Origin of the sequence: Propionimicrobium sp. BV2F7, from assembly GCF_000510445.1 — a bacterium.
Taxonomy (GTDB): Bacteria; Actinomycetota; Actinomycetes; order Propionibacteriales; family Propionibacteriaceae; genus Propionimicrobium; species Propionimicrobium lymphophilum.
In genome coordinates this window covers 312,241-329,178 of sequence record NZ_AZIS01000003.1, presented here as the reverse complement: position 1 = coordinate 329,178, position 16,938 = coordinate 312,241, and the positions used below count along the sequence as shown (strand labels likewise).

General features: G+C 51.4%; 17 protein-coding genes. 7 read left to right on the top strand and 10 right to left on the bottom strand.

Annotated elements, in window-relative coordinates; genetic code table 11:
• Positions 1-12: 12 nt before the first annotated feature.
• Both HMPREF1255_RS02525 and HMPREF1255_RS02520 read right to left on the bottom strand, forming a co-directional pair.
• Positions 13-684: a metal-dependent transcriptional regulator gene (locus HMPREF1255_RS02525; protein ID WP_016456134.1), complete on the bottom strand. Its 672-nt coding sequence runs from the start codon at positions 682-684 to the stop codon at positions 13-15.
• 78 nt (positions 685-762) lie between these two features.
• The gene (locus HMPREF1255_RS02520; protein WP_036916986.1) at positions 763-1,257 is read right to left on the bottom strand and encodes an O-acetyl-ADP-ribose deacetylase; all 495 of its coding nucleotides are present in this window, start codon (positions 1,255-1,257) and stop codon (positions 763-765) included.
• Between the two features lie 79 nt (positions 1,258-1,336).
• Here HMPREF1255_RS02520 and HMPREF1255_RS02515 point away from each other — a divergent pair, with 79 nt between their 5' ends.
• The 5 genes from HMPREF1255_RS02515 to HMPREF1255_RS02495 are packed head-to-tail and all read left to right on the top strand — an operon-like array spanning position 1,337 to position 6,964.
• Positions 1,337-2,902: an MFS transporter gene (locus HMPREF1255_RS02515; RefSeq protein WP_016456136.1), complete on the top strand. Its 1,566-nt coding sequence runs from the start codon at positions 1,337-1,339 to the stop codon at positions 2,900-2,902.
• Positions 2,892-4,085, top strand: coding sequence for a homoserine O-acetyltransferase (locus HMPREF1255_RS02510; protein WP_016456137.1), 1,194 nt, complete (start codon positions 2,892-2,894; stop codon positions 4,083-4,085). Before HMPREF1255_RS02515 ends, HMPREF1255_RS02510 begins: the two co-directional genes overlap by 11 nt.
• A complete protein-coding gene (gene metW, locus HMPREF1255_RS02505; RefSeq protein WP_016456138.1) occupies positions 4,073-4,678 on the top strand; it encodes a methionine biosynthesis protein MetW in 606 nt (201 codons plus the stop codon). Before HMPREF1255_RS02510 ends, metW begins: the two co-directional genes overlap by 13 nt.
• Positions 4,679-4,680: 2 nt before the next feature.
• On the top strand, positions 4,681-6,219 hold the full coding sequence (gene lnt, locus HMPREF1255_RS02500; RefSeq protein WP_155948434.1) for an apolipoprotein N-acyltransferase: 1,539 nt from the start codon (positions 4,681-4,683) through the stop codon (positions 6,217-6,219).
• A complete protein-coding gene (locus HMPREF1255_RS02495; RefSeq protein ID WP_016456140.1) occupies positions 6,212-6,964 on the top strand; it encodes a polyprenol monophosphomannose synthase in 753 nt (250 codons plus the stop codon). The genes lnt and HMPREF1255_RS02495 overlap by 8 nt, the downstream gene beginning before the upstream one ends.
• Before the next feature lie 52 nt (positions 6,965-7,016).
• Here HMPREF1255_RS02495 and HMPREF1255_RS02490 read toward each other — a convergent pair whose 3' ends face one another.
• Both HMPREF1255_RS02490 and HMPREF1255_RS02485 read right to left on the bottom strand, forming a co-directional pair.
• Positions 7,017-7,355, bottom strand: a complete 339-nt coding sequence (locus tag HMPREF1255_RS02490; protein ID WP_016456141.1) for an RNA polymerase-binding protein RbpA — start codon at positions 7,353-7,355, stop codon at positions 7,017-7,019.
• Positions 7,356-7,429: 74 nt separating this feature from the next.
• Positions 7,430-8,194, bottom strand: coding sequence for a glycerophosphodiester phosphodiesterase (locus tag HMPREF1255_RS02485; protein ID WP_036916984.1), 765 nt, complete (start codon positions 8,192-8,194; stop codon positions 7,430-7,432).
• Between the two features lie 65 nt (positions 8,195-8,259).
• Between HMPREF1255_RS02485 and pdxY the strand changes: the two genes are divergently transcribed.
• Positions 8,260-9,081 carry a pyridoxal kinase gene (gene pdxY, locus HMPREF1255_RS02480; RefSeq protein ID WP_016456143.1) on the top strand — a complete coding sequence of 274 codons (822 nt, stop codon included), beginning with the start codon at positions 8,260-8,262 and terminating at the stop codon, positions 9,079-9,081.
• A 3-nt stretch (positions 9,082-9,084) separates the two neighbouring features.
• On the opposite strand, the gene HMPREF1255_RS02475 is transcribed toward pdxY, so the two are convergent.
• The gene (locus tag HMPREF1255_RS02475; RefSeq protein WP_016456144.1) at positions 9,085-10,626 is read right to left on the bottom strand and encodes a UDP-N-acetylglucosamine 1-carboxyvinyltransferase; all 1,542 of its coding nucleotides are present in this window, start codon (positions 10,624-10,626) and stop codon (positions 9,085-9,087) included.
• Between the two features lie 76 nt (positions 10,627-10,702).
• Here HMPREF1255_RS02475 and lpdA point away from each other — a divergent pair, with 76 nt between their 5' ends.
• Positions 10,703-12,103: a dihydrolipoyl dehydrogenase gene (gene lpdA / locus HMPREF1255_RS02470; protein WP_016456145.1), complete on the top strand. Its 1,401-nt coding sequence runs from the start codon at positions 10,703-10,705 to the stop codon at positions 12,101-12,103.
• A 45-nt stretch (positions 12,104-12,148) separates the two neighbouring features.
• Here the strand turns inward: lpdA and HMPREF1255_RS02465 are convergent, their stop codons facing one another.
• The 5 genes from HMPREF1255_RS02465 to ahpF form a co-directional block, all read right to left on the bottom strand.
• Positions 12,149-12,805: a YigZ family protein gene (locus tag HMPREF1255_RS02465; RefSeq protein ID WP_016456146.1), complete on the bottom strand. Its 657-nt coding sequence runs from the start codon at positions 12,803-12,805 to the stop codon at positions 12,149-12,151.
• Between the two features lie 74 nt (positions 12,806-12,879).
• Complete coding sequence (locus tag HMPREF1255_RS02460; protein WP_016456147.1) at positions 12,880-13,716, bottom strand: MetQ/NlpA family ABC transporter substrate-binding protein; 837 nt, start codon at positions 13,714-13,716, stop codon at positions 12,880-12,882.
• 89 nt (positions 13,717-13,805) lie between these two features.
• Entirely contained in the window at positions 13,806-14,462 is a 657-nt protein-coding gene (locus HMPREF1255_RS02455; RefSeq protein ID WP_016456148.1) for a methionine ABC transporter permease, read from the bottom strand.
• A complete protein-coding gene (locus HMPREF1255_RS02450) occupies positions 14,459-15,148 on the bottom strand; it encodes a methionine ABC transporter ATP-binding protein (RefSeq protein ID WP_016456149.1) in 690 nt (229 codons plus the stop codon). The genes HMPREF1255_RS02455 and HMPREF1255_RS02450 overlap by 4 nt, the downstream gene beginning before the upstream one ends.
• Before the next feature lie 218 nt (positions 15,149-15,366).
• The gene (ahpF, locus tag HMPREF1255_RS02445) at positions 15,367-16,935 is read right to left on the bottom strand and encodes an alkyl hydroperoxide reductase subunit F (protein WP_024110869.1); all 1,569 of its coding nucleotides are present in this window, start codon (positions 16,933-16,935) and stop codon (positions 15,367-15,369) included.
• Positions 16,936-16,938 lie beyond the last annotated feature (3 nt).

Genomic DNA, 16,938 nt, shown 5'->3' with positions numbered 1-16,938 from the left:
ATGGGCAAGTAATCAATTAATTTTGCTTACCCACAAATAGTTAGCAGCTTTTTCACTCAACTCGACTTTCCTGCCGTCCTTGAATAGCAGATCGAATGAACCGCTGTAAGGGTTAGTCTCTAAAAGCTCGAAGCTTGATAGAACATCTATCCCGTTTGAATCCAGGTATCTGAGCAGTCCGGGATCGAAGTCGCTGATTCTCTCGACCCGGTACGAACCTGTCTTGGCTTCACAAAGGGGTAATGCGTCAGGCTTATTTATCTTTCCAGTCGAAGACGGAATCGGATCACCATGGGGATCGCGCGTCGGGTGACCAAGCTTTTCGTCCATTTTCTCTATTAAGAAGTCACTAACCGCGTGTTCCAGTTTCTCGGCTTCGGCATCTACCTGATCCCACTGATATCCGAGCTCTTCAACTAGGTACAGCTCTAATATTCTGTGTCTGCGAACCATAGCAAGGGCGTTCTTGGTTCCTTCATTAGTAAGCTCAATCGCCCCGTACGGATTGTGCGCTACGAGCCCAGCCTCCGCCAGTTTTTTTATCGCATCTGAAGCTGTAGATTTCGCTACCGCGACTCTTCTAGACAGCGCAGTCAGCGTTACTGGCTTGTCAGTCCACTCTTGAAGCGACCAAATGGCTTTTAGATAATCTTGAGTCGCTACAGTTAACTCCGAAACTGACATGGCAATAGCCTACCAAGCGTTTTAGAGTGCCTATCTCCTTTAGCAGGAGAAGATCTTCTTCAATCGAGCCACGGTTTTCTAAACCAGTTTTTCAAGAAGCGCAAACGTCTTTTCATCGAAGGCGACGAAGAGTATTTCTTCAACATTAGTTTCGGTGTCGTGGCAGGTGTCGACGGCACATCTTGCCGCGTCTTCTTTAGGCCAACCGTAGACACCTGCGCTAATTAGCGGGAAGGCTATCGTGGCAACTGCTAGTTCGTCCGCAATGTTCAATGAACGCTTGTAGCAAGATTCTAGTAGCTCTCGATCGGTCTGACCTGCTCGATAATTTGGGCCAACTGTGTGGATGACCCACTGGCAAGGCAGCTTACCTGCGACCGTATATCCTGCGTCTCCGGTTGCGAGTCCGTTGGGGAATCGAGCTATGCAGTCTTTGAGAATTTCCGGACCGCCAGCGCGATGAATTGCTCCATCGACGCCGCCTCCGCCGCGCATCGTATTGTTCGCGGCGTTCACGATTGCATCGACATGCTGTTTGGTTATATCCCCTAGGACAACTTTCAGCTTGGCCATAGCCAAAACGGTAGTAGCTTTCGGCGATTCAAGAGTGTTAGACATCTAATTTTTTTGTATTGCCGTTACGCTCGAAAACATGACTAGTCCTGCGTCTTCCACAGAAGAGCAAGATAACAAGCATTTTGCTCGACGCTGGCTCGCCTTAGGCGTGCTCAGCTTGGCTCTTTTTATGGCGAGCCTGGACAACACGATCCTCAATGTTGCTTTGCCAACGCTAGCTAAAGAGCTTAAGGCAAGCACAGGGCAGCTTCAATGGACGGTTGATTCTTACCAAGTCACTTTTGCCGGACTTTTGCTCGTGGCAGGAGCATTCGTAGATCGCTGGGGCAGGACTAAGACGTTCTTAACGGGTGCCGGTGTTTTCGGTTTATTTTCATTGCTCGCAGGCTTAGCCCCCAACGTTGAGCTGCTAATCGTATTCAGGGCACTAATGGGCATAGGCGCAGCGCTTCTTACTCCTTCCACCCTGGCGTTGGTATCTGCGATATTTCACGAGCCGAAAGAACGTACTCTCGCATTCGCTATTTGGTCTGGCGCAAACGCTGCCGGGGGAGCCGCTGGTCCACTGCTATCCGGCATTCTTTTAGAACATTTCTCTTGGGGCTCCATTTTCTTTATCAACGTTCCTGTGGCCTTGATAATCGTGATCGCCGGGCCATTCGTGCTGCAGCATTTCAAACCTGATAGCAGCTTGAAGGGGATAGACATCGTTGGCGCCTTACTGTCGACTATCGCTCTTGCGCTTGTTTGCTGGACTGTTATTTCCGCGCCAGGATTTGGGCTGTTGTCCGCTCCGATCATTATTTCTGCAGTTTTAGGATTAGCTTTGATGATCGGCTTCGTTTCTTGGGAGGCTAACTTCTCGGAACCGATTCTGGATCTATCTTTGTTCAAAAATCGAAGGTTTTCCGTCGCGGTTTCGGTCGCTGGCCTTGTCACAGGTGGGGGATCAGCGGCGCTTTTCATCCTGACTCAATACCTGCAATTCAACTTGGCATACGATCCTCTTGAATCGGGAATCAGGATCTTGCCCGTAGCAGTGGCTCTAGGAATCGGAGTGTTCTCAGCGCCGAAACTAATTTCATCGCTGAAGCTGAAAAACACTGTTTTAATTGGTCTGGTATTTGTAGCGTCCGGTTTCTTCTGGATGAGCTTCGTCACCGTTGAATCCACTTATTCACACATGCTGATCGGTGCGCTAGCGTTCGGTATCGGTGCTGGATTGCTCAACCCTGCAGCAACCCAGGCCGTTATGGACGCTCTACCGCAATGGGCATCGGGCGTTGGTTCTGCGACCAACAGTTCGCTGATGCAGGTTGGTAGCGCGATGGGCGTCGCTTTCGGTGGCGCACTGCTTTCAACCAGGTATCAAAACACCGTGGCGAACAGTTCTATCTTTGAGCAACTTGGCGAATGGAAACAAGCCGTGCTGGACTCATACGCCGGTGCCGTCAACGCAGCAGATCATTTCACTGGTCCGCTTGGGGAGAAAATAATTTACCTCGCCAAAGCAGGATTCGTTGAAGGCATGAGCTGGGCGCTAATCGGTTGTGGAGCTGCGGTGACGGTTTCTGCCATAGCAGTAGCTGTCTTGTACCCTTCAGATAAGAAATCAAAAGAAATTAGTGACGATGCTGAGTGAAGAAAAACAAAAACTAAATGACCGGCTTCGGATATCTGGTGTCCAGAAGGTAAAGCTGTTCGATGCCGATAACCCACTAATTTTGGAGGGTGGGGAACGGCTGAATGAAGTTGAGATCGCTTACGAAACCTATGGCGAACTGAACGAAAACCGAGACAACGCCGTATATATTTGCCACGCATTGACGGGTGAAGCTCACGCTGCGGGTTGGCAAGATGGCGACAAGCATGCGGGCTGGTGGAATACCCTGATAGGCCCTGGTAAAGCGATCGACACAGATCGCTGGTTTGTCATCTGTTCCAATCTTTTGGGCGGATGCCAGGGCAGCACTGGCCCAAGTTCTATCAACCCAGATACCGGAAATCCCTGGGGGCTCGATTTCCCGCTACTAGACATGCGGGACTTCGTTAAGGCCCACAGGGCATTGCTGAAACATCTGGGCATCGAACGTCTCCACGCTGCGGTAGGCGGGTCTCTCGGCGGAATGCAGGTATTGGCTTGGGCGCTGGATTATCCCGAAGAAATGAGCAACGCCGTGCTCGCTGCCACGTCCAGCAGACTCACAGCTCAAAACATCGCTTTTTCTGCCGTAGGCCGCGAAGCGATTATGCGCGACGAAAATTTCGACGACGGGGAGTTTGTTTCGCACGGTAAGAATCCAGATGTTGGCCTTGCCATCGCTAGGATGATGGCGCACATCACCTACACTTCGGAAGTAGGATTCCAAGAAAAGTTCGGCAGGCGTCCTCAGTTCGAAGACCGCGAGCCAGGGTTCGGGATCGACTTTGCCGTCGAAAGCTACCTGGATTACCAGGGCACTTCGTTTCTGACTCGTTTTGATGCGCTCAGCTATCTATATCTGACTCGCGTAATGGATTATTTCGATCCCTTCAGCGATTCGAAGGCGACCAAAAAATTGCACGCTAGCCCAGTAAATTTCTTGGTTCTAAGCTTCAGCACAGACTGGCGTTTCAGCACGCAACAGAGCCTGCGGATAGTTCAAAAATTGCTAGGCGCGCAGGTCCCCGTAAACTTCCGAGAAATCGCTTCGCCCTGGGGCCACGATTCATTCTTGCTTGATATCAAGCCTTATTTGAGCACCGTCAAGGCTTTCGTAGAGGCTGATCACGGCTCCACATCACAGTGGGAAGATAGGAATCGAGGTGCAAAATGTCGCGCGTGAGGAACGATCTCTACCAGGTCGCTAACCGGATTCCGCTCGGGTCCCACGTCCTCGACCTGGGCTGCGGGGAAGGGGAATTACTGCGTTGGCTATTCACGAATAGGGCCTGCAGCGGTACTGGCGTCGAGCACGAGCCCGGCTCCGTACTTAAGGCGATGGAATCTGGGGTTCCGGTGCTGGACCTCGATATTGATACGCAGCTGGATCTGTTTGCCCCGGATTCATACGACTATGTGGTCTTAAGCCGAACTCTGCAGGCGATACGTAGACCTGATATCGCACTGAAGCAGATGCGAAAGATCGCTCCTCGTTTGATCGTCACCATGCCTAATTTCGGTTTTTGGCGTAACCGCACAAGGCTGCTGAGTGGTCACATGCCTCAGTCTAAGGATCTTCCGTTCAATTGGTACGAAACCCCTAACCTTCACCACTCAACTTTGGTGGACATGCCGCCTCTATTCGAAGTGGCCCAGTTGAGAGTAGCAGGGCGAGTACCACTTGCAGAAAGCGGAAAGATTCTTCCCTTAGGTAGCGTTTTCCCGAATCTGCGTGCTGGCTCTGCGATATACGTTCTCGAGCGAATCGGCTCTTGATCGTGAGAACCTTGAGAGTGCTCGTAACTGCCTTATTTGGGTTTTGTTTCGGGCTAATCGCAAGTCTTGGTTTCGTCCCATTCGGCATCTGGCCGATGACGATAGCCGGGCTCGCCGCTTTCATGGTTTTTACTATTCGTTGTTCTGGCCGCATGAGCGCTCTAGCAGGCTATTCCTTCGGGATAGGCCTATTCGGTGTGACGGTTTCTTACGTATCTGTCATGGGTATATGGATAGGCGTGGCGCTCGTGGCGGTGCTAAGCCTCTACACAGCGATTTACGGCATAGTCCAAAACAAGATTCAACGCTTTAAAATATGGCCACTGCTGGTGCCGGCAGCTTGGGTCGCGATGGAATTCTGCTGGTCGCGCTTCCCGCTCGGTGGATTCGGCTGGGTTCGATTAGCTTTCACCTCGCCTGATCAACCCATTGGCGGTCTTCTCTGGCTGCTAGCTGCCTCAGGGATCGGCTATCTGATCGCTTTTTGCGCCTCTTGTCTGGCTGCGATGGTTTCTAAGCTAGTCCTGGGGAAGCACCGGTCTGTCCTTTGGCTTATTCCGGTATCAGCTATCTTCGTTGCTGGTGTGATAGGCCAAACGTTCATTCCCTCTAAGGACGGGGAACAGCAGGTATCTGTAGGGATGGTCCAGGGCGACGTAGCTGGTTCTGCTGGCCCAAGGGCTCTTGGATACGCAAGATCCGTAACCAACAATCATTTTTCCGAGACCGTTTTGTTGCTGGCGAAAGCACGTTCCGAGAACATCCCAATAGATTTTATTTTGTGGCCTGAGAACTCTTCTGACCACGATCCAACAGTCGACGTTAAAACCGAACAGATGGTTCAAAAGACCATCGAGCTGGGTCAGAGTCCTCTTTTCATGGGTGCCGTGATGGAGGGCCCCGGAGAAGACGAGAGGCAAACCACGAGCCTCTGGTATGACGCTGACGGGGCCATAATCGGCAGGCATGACAAGAGAAACGCTGTTCCATTCGGCGAGTACACGCCGTTTAAAGACTTGGTGTTCAAGTTGGTTCCGATGGCCAAAATGGTTGGTAGACAAACTGTCGAAGGCTCCCAGCCAGGAGTCCTAGACGTTTTAATAAACGAAAAACCGCTAAAAGTCGGAACGATCATTTGTTTCGAGCTCGCATTCGATGACACCATCTACGATCTAGCAAAAAAAGACGCACAGCTGATTGTCGTTCAATCGAACAATTCGACATACACAGGCACTTTTCAGCCAAAGCAGCAGTTTCAAATAACCAGGGTTAGGGCAATGGAACTGGCACAGCCAATCGTCGTGTCTACGACCAGTTCGTTCTCTGGACATATAGACGAGCATGGCCGGGTCATCGATCGAACCGAAGAGGCGACATCAGCTTCAAGAATTTATAAGGTTCCGATTGGAACGGTGAAGACTCCTGCGGTTTACGTAGGAAAAGTAGTCGATTACCTATGCCTAACTGTGACTTTGCTGTCTATTGGGGCAACAGTGGTAAAAAGGCGTCCTCGTCATACTAAAATCAACTTTCATGACTGACTGTGCCGATGAATTAAAAAGCGTATTGGTTATTATCCCTACCTACAATGAGGCCGAAAATATCGAGGCCATCATAGCTAGGCTCCGTTCAGCTGTGCCGAGTGCGCATGCCCTCATCGCTGATGACAATTCTCCCGATGGCACAGGCCAGATCGCTGATCGGCTAGCCTCCGAGGACGAGAATGTCCACGTAATGCACAGGAAATCCAAAGACGGATTAAGTGCTGCCTACATCGCTGGTTTTAAGTGGGCTCTGGGGCACGACTACGACGTGATCGTCGAAATGGATGCCGACGGCTCACACCAGCCAGAGCTGCTTCCGAACATTCTGGAAGCGCTCAAAGACGCAGACATGGTCAAAGGTTCGCGGTGGGTTAAGGGCGGCTCCACTTTCCAGACAAAGTCCAGGGAATTCCTTAGTCGGGCTGCAAATATTTGGGTCCAGATGGCCATGGATCTGCCAGTCAGAGACTCTACAGGTGGATACAACGCCTTCAGGTCAAGCATCCTGCGCAAAATCGATTTGGACTCGATTGAGTCCAAGGGCTATACCTTCCAGGTCGACATGACTCGTCGCGTTATAGCTGCTGGGGGCAAGGTGGCGGAGGTGCCTATCTATTTCCCCGATCGCGAATTTGGAGACTCCAAGATGAGCGGAAACATCATCCTAGAGGCACTAGTAAAAACCGCTGGTTGGGGCGCTAAACGCCGCTGGAATCAGCTAACTGATCTATTTAACAAATAAAATGAGTACAAATATTGGCCACAGTTCAGGTTTGAACCTGTGGCCAATATTTTTAGTAGTGAAATTCGTTTCGGACCGCTTCAAGACGTTCTTGGAGCAGTTCTTCTAGCTCAGGGATGCTTCTGCGTTCCCGTAGCATGTCCCAGTGAGTACGAACAGGTTTTGTCTTCTTCTCTTCGGGTTTAGTGCCATCCGTGCGTAACGCAATTTCGCCGCAGCGGGGGCATTCCCATTCTGCGGGGAGGTCGGCCTCTACTGAAAAAGTAATCTCAAATTCGTGGTCGTTCTTGCATATAAAACCAAGCACCTGTCGGCTGGCGAACTCAACGCCCTCTTCGTCTTCGAAACTCTTAGCGCCCAAACCCATTCCGCGTAATGCGCGATCTGACATCCGTCCTGCCTCCTAATAAAAATATCCGTCAAGTCATTTAACGCCGTAGAACGGCTTTTTCTTCCATATCTTGCCTAAGCGCGCCAAACGCCCTTTTCAATTGCGATTTGTTTCAACAAATCTGGCCTATCAGAAATAATTCCATTAACGCCTAAATCAATCAGCTTCCTAATCATATCTGCATCGTTGATCGTCCAGACGTGGACCATCTTGTTAGCCCTCTTGGCTGTTTCTACGAGCCTCTTGCTTGTGACCGTTATGTCCATTCCGGCCACGTGCTGGCTTACAGGAACCTGGAAAGCCTCTCCCTTAAAGCTTAGGAGCTTAGGCAAAATAGGCACGAAGCCGTTCCAGACAACAGCCAGCGTGCTAAACGAAGTCGCCACGTCAGGCATCAGCCTCTTGAACCTGTTGAGTCTTCGCTGGCTGAACGAAGCAACGCATACTCGGTTTCGGGCATTGTGCTTCTTAAGGGTCTCCGCTAGCGGCCAAATTGCTTGGGGAGCCTTTATGTCAATGTTGAACCTTGTCTTTGGGAAAGCCTCTAGAACTTCATCTAGGGTCGGAATCTGGTCGATTCCCGCTATCTTTGCCTTTCTCACTTCTCTGAATGGAAGCTTTGCGACAAACCCATGCCGGTCAGTGACGCGATCAAGACGATCATCGTGAAAAGCGATAAGTTTCCCATCTCTGGTGGCATGAACATCGGTTTCCAGATATTTAAAACCTAGTTCTACTGCGGCGTTGAAGGCGAACAGAGAATTCTCTCTATCTTTATCAGCGGGATCCACATATCCACCCCGATGCGCCATAGCTACAAAGGATTCAAAGAATGCCATGTAAACAACTTTAGCCGCAGCTACCGTATGTAACCTCGTCATCTACAGGCAGCTAAAATTTAGTCATGATCCTCTCCGTCCAATCGCTTGTTTCATACGGACACGCAGGCAATTCATCCGCAGTGTTCCCGTTACAGCGGCTCGGATTTGAGGTGATTCAGATCCCAACAGTGGTTTTTTCTAATGACACCTCTTACCCAAGCGTCCATGGCATGGTTCTAGATGCCGCCCAAATCACTGACATAGTTTCGGGACTCGACGAGATAGGTGTTTTAGCATCGGTGAACGCAGTTTTGTCTGGTTACCTTGGAACAGCGGAGATGGGTAATGCCGTATTAGAAACGATAGAAAAAGTACACAGGTATAACCCGAAAGCATTTCTTTGCGTTGACCCTGTGATGGGGGATCTAGACACAGGTTTCTATTGCAAGTCCGAGGTCAAAGACTTTTTCTGCCGGAATGTAGAAAAGTTCAATGTCCTGACTCCAAATTTATTTGAGCTTGGCACCATGACGAACACCAAACCGCAGTCTGTATCCGAAGTGGTTAATGCAGCTAGATCTCTTCTGGCGCTCGGGCCAGAGGCGGTCGTAGTAACTTCTGCTGGCGGAACTAAAGACGCAAGAATGATCGCGGTAGATGCGAGCGGCCAGTGGATGGTTAGCACTCCCAAGCTAGACAGAAAGTTTTCTGGTTGTGGGGACGTAACTACTGCGATTCTTTTAGCACGATTGCAAAACGGCGACGATCTATCTGCAGCGCTTTCCCATACCGCTTCAGCTGTATATGGGATACTCCGGAACACTTCGGGGCGACAGTTGGCTTTGGTTCAGGCTCAGAACGAAATAGTGGCCCCGAGCTTACGCTTCGAGGCCACTGCGATTTAGTGATTACTCATGGAAGATCTCGACTTCAGCGCCCAGGGCGTTCAGCCTGTGCGGCAGGTCTTCGTAGCCGCGGTTGATCACGTAAACATCTCTTAGTGTCGACGTGCCGCTAGCCGCGAGCATGGCAATCATGATGCAGACTGCTGGACGCAGGGCTGGCGGGCAGAACATGTCTCGCGAACGCCAACGCGTGGGCCCTGTAACGCTCAGCCTGTGTGTGTCTAGGAGGTGAACGTTTGCGCCAAGCTTCGCCAACTCGAGCAAGTGAATTGAGCGAGTCTCGTATACCCAGTCGTGAATCAACGTGCTACCGTTTGCCATCGCCGCAATCACGGTGAAGAACGGCAGATTATCGATATTCAGCCCTGGGAATGGCATCGGATGAATCTTATCCACCGCGGCAGTTAGCTCGCTAGGGTGCACCGTAATGTCGACGAGCCGCGTGTAGCCATTTCCTGAGAAATACTCGGGGCTAATCGTGTACTTCTGGTTCATCGCTTCTAGAACAGCGAGCTCGATCTCCAGAAATTCGATCGGCGCCCTGGTGACGGTGATCTCGGATTTAGTAACTATGCCGGCCGTGATGAGGCTCATCGCTTCAATCGGATCTTCGGAAATGACGTATTCGACGTTTTTGTTTATCTCGTCAACGCCGGTTACGTGAAGAGTCGTAGACCCGATGCCTTCGATTTTTACGCCGACCATCTGCAGAAATACGCACAAGTCCTGAACCATATAGTTAGGAGATGCGTTGCGGATTGTGGTCACACCCGGAGTCATAGCGGCAGCCATGAGCGCATTTTCTGTTACGGTATCTCCGCGTTCAGTCAGAACGATGCTACGAGACTTGTTATTAACCGGTTTAACGCTTGCCCTGTAGGCGCCCTCAGTCGCAACAATATCCAGCCCTAATGCCCGCAGCGCTTGCATGTGAGGCTGGACCGTTCTGTTGCCCAGGTTGCAACCACCCGCATAGGGGAGCTTGAATTCCTTAGCGAAATGCATCAGCGGGCCCATGAACATGATGATGCTGCGGGTCCTTCGAGCAGCTTCTTCATTCATGTTGTCAAGATCTAAGACATCCGGACGCTTGATGGTCAGATCCCTACGATCTTCGGACCACTGTGCATCGACGCCAATGCTGTCTAGCACCTCAAGGAGACGATTGACTTCCTCGATGTGTGCTATGCCGCGCAGAACGGTTGTTCCTTTATTCAGCAAGCTTGCGCACAGCAAGGAGACCGCAGCGTTCTTGGAGGAACGAACCATGATCTCGCCAGAGAGATTTCGCTGACCGGTAATCCTGAAGTTCATAGTGCCGCGATCACCGGAAACAATTATTTGGGATTCCAATGCATTCGCGATCCGATTTATCAAATCTAGAGACAGGTTCTGGTGACCAGACTCGATGCGATGAATTGCAGACTGGCTGGTACCTAGAACCTTGGAAAGTTGAGACTGGGTCAGGCCGCGCTGTTTACGAGCGTCCCGAATCAGACGTCCGACGTTGGCCGGAGATGCTTCACCCGAAAAGTCGTTAGTCATTGTGCCAGTTTAACTCATATAAGATATTTAACAACTCCCTCTGTCATCAGCGGTCATTTGTTCTAGAGTTGATTCCATGAGCTCTCACTACGATGTAGTTGTGCTAGGCGCCGGCCCAGGTGGCTATGTAGCAGCAATCCGCGCCGCGCAGCTAGGCAAGAAGACCGCAATTATCGAAAAGCAGTGGTGGGGCGGTGTCTGCCTCAACGTCGGGTGCATTCCCACAAAATCACTGCTCCGTAACGCAGAAATCTATAACATTCTGCGCACTAAGAAGGACGTTTTCGGAATCAACGGCGACGTAACCATGGATTACGGCGTTGCTTTCGATCGCAGTCGGTCTGTTTCTGAACGGATGACCAACGGCATTCACTTCTTGATGAAGAAGAACAAGATCACTGAAATCCACGGAACTGGTGTTTTCTCCGACGCGAAAACGATCAATGTTACGGCCAAAGACGGATCGACGCAGACCGTTACTGCAGACAACGTGATCATTGCAGCAGGCGCAACCGCGAAGATGCTTCCCGGCACCAGCAAATCCCAGAACGTCTTTACCTTCGAAGAGTTGATCCTCGCTAGGGAACTTCCCGACTCGATCATCATCGGTGGTTCTGGTGCAATTGGCACCGAGTTCGCCTATGTTCTGGCCAACTACGGAGTGGACGTGACTATCGTCGAGTTTCTCGATCGCATGGTTCCGACCGAAGATAAAGAAGTATCCGCGGAGCTGCTTAAGGCTTACAAGAAGCTAGGCATTAAGGTTCTGACCAGCACCGCGGTAAAGACTGTAGAGGACATGGGATCTGGTGTCCGAGTAACTGTAGAACCCGCTGGAGGTGGCGAGCCGCAGGTGCTCGAGGCAGATAAGATGCTGCAGGCTATGGGCTTCGCTCCTCGCACCCAGGGCTACGGCCTTGAGAACACTGGTGTAAAGCTAACCGAACGTGGCGCAATCGATATCGACGAATACTGCCGTACGAACGTCGACGGGGTCTTCGCGATCGGTGACGTGACTGCAAAGATCATGCTCGCGCACACTGCGGAAGCGCAGGGCGTCGTCGCTGCCGAAACTATCGCCGGTCACGACACCATGCCGGTTAATTACGCCATGATTCCGAGGGCAACCTACTGTCAGCCGCAGATCGGCACGTTCGGTTACTCAGAGGAGCAGGCTAAAGAACTCGGCTACGACGTCAAGGTGTCTAAATTCCCGTTCAGCGCCAACGGCAAGGCATGGGGCCTGGGGGAGGCTACTGGTTTCGTCAAGGTGATCGCAGATGGCACCTACAACGAAATTCTGGGTCTGACGATGATCGGACCCGACGTCACCGAACTTCTTCCAGAATTCCAGCTAGCTCAGCAGTGGGATCTGACTACCGCAGAGATTGCGCGCGTGGTCCACGCTCACCCGACTCTTTCCGAAGCCATGAAGGAAGCCGCGGAGGGCATCGAAGGACACATGATCAACCTCTAAGCTGGTCAAATTAAAGTCTGGCTCGAGAATTCTCGAGCCAGACTTTTATTTTTCGTAGTCCATCCATTCGAAACCCTGTTTTTCGAGCATGGCTTTACCCGCCGAGAGCTCCGCAATCTTGGTTTCAAGTTTTTCGTAAGTTCCAGAGGGATAACAGATGGTCAGGATTGCACCGGAGGCACCATATTGGGTTTGCCGCAAAGTGAAGTTGTTTCTCAGATCTGTTTCGAGTCTTCCTGCATCCTCGTAAGGAACGGTCAAACTGACGATGCCTAGTTTCGCCCGCTTCACCAATTTCGCAGAATCAAGCGCTCTTGCGGTGGAATCCGAATAAGCCTGGATGAGCCCACCCGCGCCCAATTTGATTCCACCAAAATATCTCACGACCGCCACTGCCACATCGGATAGCTCCGTCTTCCCCTCACTAGTTTGACGATGAGTTATCGCTTCTAAGATGGGCGTTCCTGCGGTTCCGGATGGTTCTCCGTCATCGCTGAATCGCTGGGTTCGCCTATCTGCTCCGATCACGAAAGCATGGCAAACGTGCCTGGCCTGTGGATGCTCGTTGCGGATATTAGAGAGGAATTGCCTGGCGTCTTCTTCGTCTTCTACTCGAGCCACAAAACCAATGAATCGAGAACGTTTTATCTCAATCTCGACTGGCCGATGTTTCATCTTTGCCGGAACTACGTAGGCGTCCATTAAAAAAATCTAACAAAAAATAATGGTGGTTAGCCCCAGCTGGGGCTAACCACCAAAATATTAGCTATCACAAATTAGCAAGCAGGTACCACGGTGCCTTGGTACTTGTCCTTGATCCAATTTTGGGTGTCAGTGCTGCAGAGCAGATCCTTGAGCTTGAGGAGTTTCTCGTTGTCCTTGTCCTTGGTGCGAACGACGAGAATGTTTGCATAAGGGTTGCCCTCGACCTTTTCGGTCGCGATGGTGCCATTTACGGGATCTAGGCCATTGATCAGCGCGAAGTTAGAGTTGATAATGGCTGCGTCAAGATCGCCAAGCGAACGGGCAACCTGCGGAGCCTCGAGCTCTACGATTTCGATGTTCTTGGGGTTGGAAGTGATGTCGATCGGAGTTGCGTTCAGGTCCTCCGGATCCTTCAACTCGATTACGCCCTCGTTAACCAGAAGCTTTAGTGCGCGCGCCTCGTTTGTGGGATCGTTCGGTACGCCAACCTTAGCGCCTTCCGGTAGATCTTTAAGGCTCTTGACCTTCTGCGAGTAGGCGCCCAGCGGCTCTAAGTGCACGGCTGCAAGCGAGGTCAGATCGTAGCCCTTCTTTTTCGAGTCCTCATCTAGGTAGGGCTTGTGCTGGAAGTAGTTAGCATCGATAGAACCGTCGGACAAAGCAGCATTAGGCTGAACGTAGTCGTTGAACTCCTTGATTTGGATGTCCAGCCCCGCGTCCTTTGCCTGGGTGTCGATGATGTGCTGGAGAATTTCTCCGTGCGGGGTAGGAGTGGCGCCGACAACCAGAGCGGTTAGGCCTTCGGCGTTAGTGGGGAATTCTTTTTCTTCTGCGTCGCCAGAAGAGGAGCATCCCGCTAATGCAAGAGCGAGTACCGAACCTGCTGCAATTAGTTTGTTGATTTTCATTTCGAGTTCCTTTCAAAAATAAGTCTAAGAAGATATAAAACTTCATGGCCAGCCCATGGAAGAGGGTTGGTAAGGGCCGGGGATCAGCGTCAGCGGTGGGCTAGTGCGCGGGCGCATCGATCGCCGACCCACTGCATGCCCATGGTAAGCACGAGCAAAATTACTACCGCGATATAGGTGATCGTCCATTCGTTTCTCTGGTAGCCATAGCGCATGGCGATGTCACCGAGACCGCCGCCACCGATTGCGCCGGCCATCGCGGAGTAGCTAATCAAAGACACATACAGAACCGTCACATTGCTGACCAGGCTGGGCAATGCTTCAGGCAGCAAAACATGCCAGATCAACTGCCACAATGATGCCCCCATGACTTCGCCCGCGTCGATCTTGCCTTTGGCTACCTCACGTAGCGAAGTTTCAAAAAGCCTGGCGACGAACGGGGCAGCTGCAATAGTCAAAGGAACTATGGCTGCGATGGGTCCAATAGAAGTTCCAGTCAGCAGTTTTGTTAACGGCGTGACGATGACCAGCATGATGATGAATGGAAGAGAACGCCCCATATCAATTATTGCGCCGAGCACCTTGTTAACGGCAGGATTAGGCCGAAGAGACCCGGGAGCAGTCAGGTAAGCACCGACACCGAGGGGGAGTCCGAGCAAAGTCGCTAAAACTAGCGACGGCAAGACCATGACCAAGGTGTCTAATGTTCCTTGGCCGAGAAGGCTAAGCATTTGTTCGCCGGTCATGCTAGACCTCCTTTAGTCACGATCTTTCCAGCTCGGATCTCGCTGACCTGATCAGCCACCTTCGTTATGACTTCCATCTGGTGGGAAATTAAGATCGTGGTTAGCGAATACTCGTCGGTCAAGTCACGAATCAATTTGATTATTGAGTCTGTCGTCGCAGGGTCGAGCGCGCTGGTCGCTTCGTCGCTGATTAGGACGCTTGGCCTGGAAACTACGGCGCGAGCAATTGCCACACGCTGTTGCTGGCCACCTGATAAATGGGCCGGATGAACTTTCGCCTTATCTGCAAGCCCAACTCGCTCAAGCATCTCCATCGCCTTGGCACGGCGTTCTTCCTTAGCAACGCCAGACAGCTGGAGTGGCAGTTCGACGTTTCCGAGAGCACTGCGAGAGTCGAGCAAATTGAAGGACTGAAAGATAACCCCGATACGACGACGAGCGTCTCTAAGTTTGGCACCATGAAGCGAGGTCATAACGATGCCGTCAACAGTTATTGTTCCGGAAGTTGGCTTGGTAAGAAGAGTTAGGCAGCGGCCCAGCGTGCTCTTACCTGCACCAGAAGGGCCAATGATGCCCATGACATTGCCGTGATCGACGGTAAGAGAGATGTTGTCTAGCGCTGTTACGGGTTCTTCGTCACGGCTAGCTGCCGGGTAAACCTTTGTAAGATTAGATATTTCAATCACTTTGAACTCTTTGTTGATAGGACCTACGAAGCATGGCTACACGTGCGGCATGACGCTATCGAGAGATAGCCCATCCCGCGCTGAGCATTCGCCGCATCGATCCTCCAAAGAATTCTTTAAAACGCTACGGCTGAGAATACACGTATCAGCCAGAAAATTCGACTCTCATGTTTTACGCAACGATTCTTTGAGAGCTGATTTTCTGGCCGACGGTTATTCTATCCTGCTCTGACTAGGTCATCCCAAGCCGCTAGTGCAGCAGTGGCTCCCGAAGATTGGGCGACAACAATCTGCTTGTATGCAGTATCTGCACAATCACCAGCAGCATATATGCCGGGGATGGAAGTCCTGCCACAGCCGTCCGTAACGATCTCTTTTTTACTGTTCAGCTCACACGTTTCTGCAAGCCATGAGGTGTTTGGCAGCAGACCGATTTGGATGAAAACGCCAGAGACGTCGATCCTCTTCGGTTCGCCGGTAGAACGGTCTGTATACACGAGACCGGTAACCTGGTGGCCGTCACCAGCGATTTCCTTAGTGGCAGCATTCGTAACAACGAATGTGTTGGGCAGAGCATTTAGCTTTTCGAGAAGAACCTCGTCTGCTCGGCATTCTGGCATGAACTCGACGACCGTGACGTGGCTCGCATATACAGCGATATCGATAGCGGCCTCGATCCCAGAGTTTCCTCCTCCAACTACCGCGACCGGTTTGCCCTTGAATAGGGGAGCGTCGCAATGAGGGCAGAAAGTAACCCCTTTATTGCGGTACTCCTCTTCTCCTGGCACATTCAGCAGACGCCAATTAGCGCCAGTGGCAAGGATCACCTGCTTTACCGAAAGCTTCGCTTCTCCCACCTCGACTGTGTGATTGCCTCCGCCGGTGGTTGCTGGAACTAATCCTGTAGCAGTCTGCGAGTTGATAATTTCGATCGGGTAGGAAGCGACGTGCGCCTGCAGTTCTCGAGCCAGCTTCGGGCCTTCAGTGTACGGCTGAGAAATGTAGTTCTCGATTGCCATAGTGTCGTTAACCTGACCGCCAAATCGGTCGCCGATTATGCCGGTCCTGAGCCCTTTACGAGCCGCATAGATTGCAGCAGACGCACCCGCTGGCCCCTGGCCCACAACGAGAACATCGAAGGGCTCCAAAGAAGAGAGCTTCTCAGCGGCAATTGTCGAATCGTTCTCATCCAATTTCGCCAAGAAATCCTCAATTGTCGCCCGTCCAGAACTGAATAGCTCACCATCAAGATAGATGGCAGGAACTGAGAGGATCTTGAGCTCATCAATCTCGTCTTGGAATAAAGACCCCTCAACTGCAGTGTGCTTGATCCGAGGGTTAATGATGCTCATGGTGTTCAGAGCTTGAACCACCGTCGGGCAATTCTGACAACTCAACGACATGTAAGTCACGAATTTGAAGTCGCCGGGCAAGTTTTTAACCCGTTCGATAACTTCTGGATCTTCTTTAATTGGGTTTCCACCCACTTGTAGAAGAGCCAGAACGAACGAGCTGAACTCGTGTCCCATCGGTATGCCGGCAAAGGTGACGGCGATTTCGGAGTTGACACGCCTAATCTGAAACCCAGGCTTGCGCTGATTAGCTTCGTCATCACGGCGAACGGAAATTTTATTCGACAGCGAGGCTACATCTTCAAGAAGTAGCTCGAGCTCTGCCGAGGCTTCCCTTTCGTCCAAGGAAACGACAAATTCAACGTCGTGAACTATCCGGGGGACGAGAGCCGAAAGTTGCGCCGAGAGGTTTTTGTCTAGAAGTTTTTTGGTCATCTT

Bases quoted from the DNA above. Each gene is read 5' to 3' on its own strand.
- HMPREF1255_RS02495 (WP_016456140.1), top strand. From the start codon at position 6,212: ATGACTGACTGTGCCGATGAATTAAAAAGCGTATTGGTTATTATCCCT.
- lpdA (WP_016456145.1), top strand. From the start codon at position 10,703: ATGAGCTCTCACTACGATGTAGTTGTGCTAGGCGCCGGCCCAGGTGGC.
- HMPREF1255_RS02465 (WP_016456146.1), bottom strand. From the start codon at position 12,805: ATGGACGCCTACGTAGTTCCGGCAAAGATGAAACATCGGCCAGTCGAG.
- HMPREF1255_RS02525 (WP_016456134.1), bottom strand. From the start codon at position 684: ATGTCAGTTTCGGAGTTAACTGTAGCGACTCAAGATTATCTAAAAGCC.
- metW (WP_016456138.1), top strand. From the start codon at position 4,073: ATGTCGCGCGTGAGGAACGATCTCTACCAGGTCGCTAACCGGATTCCG.
- HMPREF1255_RS02520 (WP_036916986.1), bottom strand. From the start codon at position 1,257: ATGGCCAAGCTGAAAGTTGTCCTAGGGGATATAACCAAACAGCATGTC.
- HMPREF1255_RS02510 (WP_016456137.1), top strand. From the start codon at position 2,892: ATGCTGAGTGAAGAAAAACAAAAACTAAATGACCGGCTTCGGATATCT.
- HMPREF1255_RS02515 (WP_016456136.1), top strand. From the start codon at position 1,337: ATGACTAGTCCTGCGTCTTCCACAGAAGAGCAAGATAACAAGCATTTT.
- HMPREF1255_RS02490 (WP_016456141.1), bottom strand. From the start codon at position 7,355: ATGTCAGATCGCGCATTACGCGGAATGGGTTTGGGCGCTAAGAGTTTC.
- HMPREF1255_RS02460 (WP_016456147.1), bottom strand. From the start codon at position 13,716: ATGAAAATCAACAAACTAATTGCAGCAGGTTCGGTACTCGCTCTTGCA.
- HMPREF1255_RS02455 (WP_016456148.1), bottom strand. From the start codon at position 14,462: ATGACCGGCGAACAAATGCTTAGCCTTCTCGGCCAAGGAACATTAGAC.
- ahpF (WP_024110869.1), bottom strand. From the start codon at position 16,935: ATGACCAAAAAACTTCTAGACAAAAACCTCTCGGCGCAACTTTCGGCT.
- pdxY (WP_016456143.1), top strand. From the start codon at position 8,260: ATGATCCTCTCCGTCCAATCGCTTGTTTCATACGGACACGCAGGCAAT.
- HMPREF1255_RS02475 (WP_016456144.1), bottom strand. From the start codon at position 10,626: ATGACTAACGACTTTTCGGGTGAAGCATCTCCGGCCAACGTCGGACGT.
- HMPREF1255_RS02485 (WP_036916984.1), bottom strand. From the start codon at position 8,194: ATGGCATTCTTTGAATCCTTTGTAGCTATGGCGCATCGGGGTGGATAT.